We start from the raw sequence: 2,705 nt of genomic DNA, 5'->3' as shown, positions 1-2,705 counted from the left end.
CAAAAACGCCCGCTCTGACGCGCACGTCAGAGCAGTCTTGCGATGCATTCATCCCCGGCGTGAACGCCGGGGCTTTCTGGCAAGAATCCCGGTAAACCAGGACGCGAGGGGCCTGCACACCGCTCCAACAAGTGAACCGCACGCCTGCAATGTGGTCGGTAAAGCGCAGGATCGCTTCCTGCCGGGCGGACAGGGCATCGGGCCGGGTCATGCCGCTCTCGTCCCGCGCTGCTCCTGGCGGTGAGCAAGCTGGCGCAGCTCGACCCGGGCGGCGGGTGTGCCGGGCGGGGTGGACCAGAACGAATGCCACTGGATCTGGGCGGACAGGTCCAGAAGGCGACGGCGCAGGGCGCTGGTGTGGCGGGGTCGGGGTTGAGCGAGCTGGCGATAGGTGGTGAGCCAGTCGCGCTGGGCCCGGACCAGGTCGTCAGGGAAGGGGGAGGTCATATCTCGATTAGAGCACTTGTTCGATTTTGTGCGACTCGATCCGGGGGATCCTGCCCGGACGCGGGACGTCGCCGGGCGGCCGGTGACAGCCTGAACACATGACTGCACTGCCGCGGCGACCGGTGTACGGATCCGACCACGACGACCCCAACCCCTACGAGCAGCCGGCCACGAGTACGTCGAGCTCGTCGACGTCACCCACTGGACGCCCGAGGAAAAGGCCACCGGGGCCATGCTGATCACCAATGACGGCACGTACGGGGCCGGCAGCCACGCCGAATACGAAGCCCGCCCCTGCGAACCCGGCCGGGTGGGCCTGGGTCGGCGACACCCCCTGAACCCCGGGCGAGCCCGGCGCAGCCGCCCCGCTGTCGTCGCCGCCTTCGCCCAGCAGCAGGTGCCGCGCCTTCTCCGAACAACGGCACATCGGCCGCCGTGACGTCCATGCGGAGCCGGACGAAACGCAGCGGGTGGCGCCAGGCCCCACGGTCGATCGCGGTGTCTGCGCTGATCTCCGCTACCTGGTCGGGTTCGACCAGGGTCGGGTCGAGGGTGTCCCGGCTGCCCCATGCGGCGCTGAACCGTACGCCGGTCCATGGGCGGTCGGGGCCGGCCGGGATGAGGTGCTGCGTGACCTGGCGGGCGGCGTCCTTTCCACGTGGACAGTCTGAGCGTTCGCGGCCGACGAGTGCTTGACGTAGCGTGATCGCAGTATCCGAGCCGTCGTCCCGGATATCGACGGGATATCCGATGTGATCGCCCTCGCCGCTACAGTGCCGCCATGACGACCGCACCTCACCGCAGGTTCTCGGCCCGCATCAACCGAGCCGAAGCCGAGTTCGACGGACCGTTTGAGGGCGTGCCCCCGCAGAGCCCCGATGCCCCGAAGCCCGCGCTCCGGGCAGATGCCTGGGCAGCGCACATCGGCGGTGTGCAGGCAGCACGTTGAGCGAAGAACCCGTCCTCATCCGGAGCAAGTTGGGAACCAGCCGGTACGTCTACAACCACCGCAACCCGGTTGGTCTCGCACTCATCTTCCTCACGCCGCTTGTCGCGCTCGGCGTGCTGTTCGGTATGCAGGCCGAGTCGACGTGGAGTGAGAGCGAACTCCGCGACGCCGTCCGCAAGGGCGTCCAAGATCTAGGCGGCAAACGGCACTACACAAGCCTGGAGGGCAGCCACGGCTTCCTGATCGCGGAGGCGATCCGGGAGAGCGGCATCGGGCCAGGGCACGGCGTCGACACGCGTGAAGAGGAGGGCGCAGGCTACACGGTCAGCACTGAGGACACCGAGACGGAGTACTGCGTCCGCATCACGCTGACCCTGGACAAGCAGCCCCCCGTAGTCTTCCCGGGGGCCGAGGACCGGCCGCCACCCGACCCGGGGATGCTCGCGTTCTACCTCTCCCACGCGGCCTTCAGCAAGGGCTCTTGCCACTGACCTGGTGATCCTTCTGAAGCCCCTGCTGCGGGCGATGGCGCGCAAACCGTCGATGTAGCCGCCGACCCCCGTGACGGCGCCTTCAACGTCTGGGTGGCCGCGCCCGCGACCGGCGGCGTGACGACCGTGTGGCGCCACCGCTGGGAGCCGGCCGACGAACGCACCGCGAGGCGTACGGCTACCGGCCCGAGGCCGTCGAGAGCTTCCAGCAGGTCAGCCTGCGGCCGGAACCCGGTGACGCGCTGCTGTTCAACCCGGCCAACTTCCACGCCATCACGCCCAACCCCGGCGGGCGGCGGGCCGCCGACCGGATCATGGGGCGCATCCGCCCCGTCACCCTCGCCCCGGTCGATGCCGGGGCGATCCGCACCGCCCACCGCGACCCCCTGGACGACCATGAGCCCGAGCCCGTCCGCGTCGTCGCCGTGGAGCCGGAGAACTGCCGCACACTGAACGCCGCCATCGAGGCCGGCCGCCCGGTTGATGTCCCGGTCAACTCGATCACTGCCGATTCCCTCGGAGCCCGCTGCACCTCCGCCATGGACCTGCACGCCGCCCAGCAGGACCGCGTCCACTCCGTACTCGTACCGGACAACGAGATCATCCGCGCCCGCCAAACCCTCTGGGACCACCGCCGCATCGCCGTGGAGCACGGGGCGGCAACCGCGCTGGCAGCCCTCACAGCTGCGCCGCACCACACACCCGACCGCGACCTGCCCACCAGGCCGTCCCGCAACTACCGCCCCGCCAACAGCGAGAAAGTCGCCGTCGTCCTCTGCGGAGCCAACACCGACCCCAGCCAGCTCACCCACCAACAC

General features: G+C 69.6%; 4 protein-coding genes and 1 pseudogene. 3 read left to right on the top strand and 2 right to left on the bottom strand.

Translation table 11 applies throughout. The annotated features are described in order from the left end of the window. Positions 1-211, bottom strand: a 211-nt coding sequence (locus ACWCQ6_RS36745) for a hypothetical protein (RefSeq protein WP_451096783.1), incomplete at its 3' end; no start/stop codon positions are given. Continuing rightward, on the bottom strand, positions 208-447 hold the full coding sequence (locus tag ACWCQ6_RS36740; protein ID WP_451096781.1) for a hypothetical protein: 240 nt from the start codon (positions 445-447) through the stop codon (positions 208-210). The genes ACWCQ6_RS36740 and ACWCQ6_RS36745, both read right to left, overlap by 4 nt. A 781-nt stretch (positions 448-1,228) precedes the next feature. On the opposite strand from ACWCQ6_RS36740, the gene ACWCQ6_RS36735 reads away from it, so the two are divergent. The 3 genes and pseudogenes from ACWCQ6_RS36735 to ACWCQ6_RS36725 form a co-directional block, all read left to right on the top strand. Then, a complete protein-coding gene (locus ACWCQ6_RS36735) occupies positions 1,229-1,396 on the top strand; it encodes a hypothetical protein (protein ID WP_451096779.1) in 168 nt (55 codons plus the stop codon). Then, positions 1,393-1,887, top strand: a complete 495-nt coding sequence (locus ACWCQ6_RS36730; protein ID WP_451096777.1) for a hypothetical protein — start codon at positions 1,393-1,395, stop codon at positions 1,885-1,887. Before ACWCQ6_RS36735 ends, ACWCQ6_RS36730 begins: the two co-directional genes overlap by 4 nt. Positions 1,888-2,297: 410 nt before the next feature. Next, a pseudogene (locus ACWCQ6_RS36725) lies at positions 2,298-2,705 on the top strand (pyridoxal-phosphate dependent enzyme); the annotation flags it as partial.

It is taken from the genome of Streptomyces sp. NPDC001880 (assembly GCF_053594575.1).
This window is presented reverse-complemented; position numbering and strand designations above follow the sequence as displayed.

Coding starts and splice junctions, on each gene's coding strand:
- ACWCQ6_RS36740 (WP_451096781.1), bottom strand. CDS start 447: ATGACCTCCCCCTTCCCTGACGACCTGGTCCGGGCCCAGCGCGACTGG.
- ACWCQ6_RS36735 (WP_451096779.1), top strand. CDS start 1,229: ATGACGACCGCACCTCACCGCAGGTTCTCGGCCCGCATCAACCGAGCC.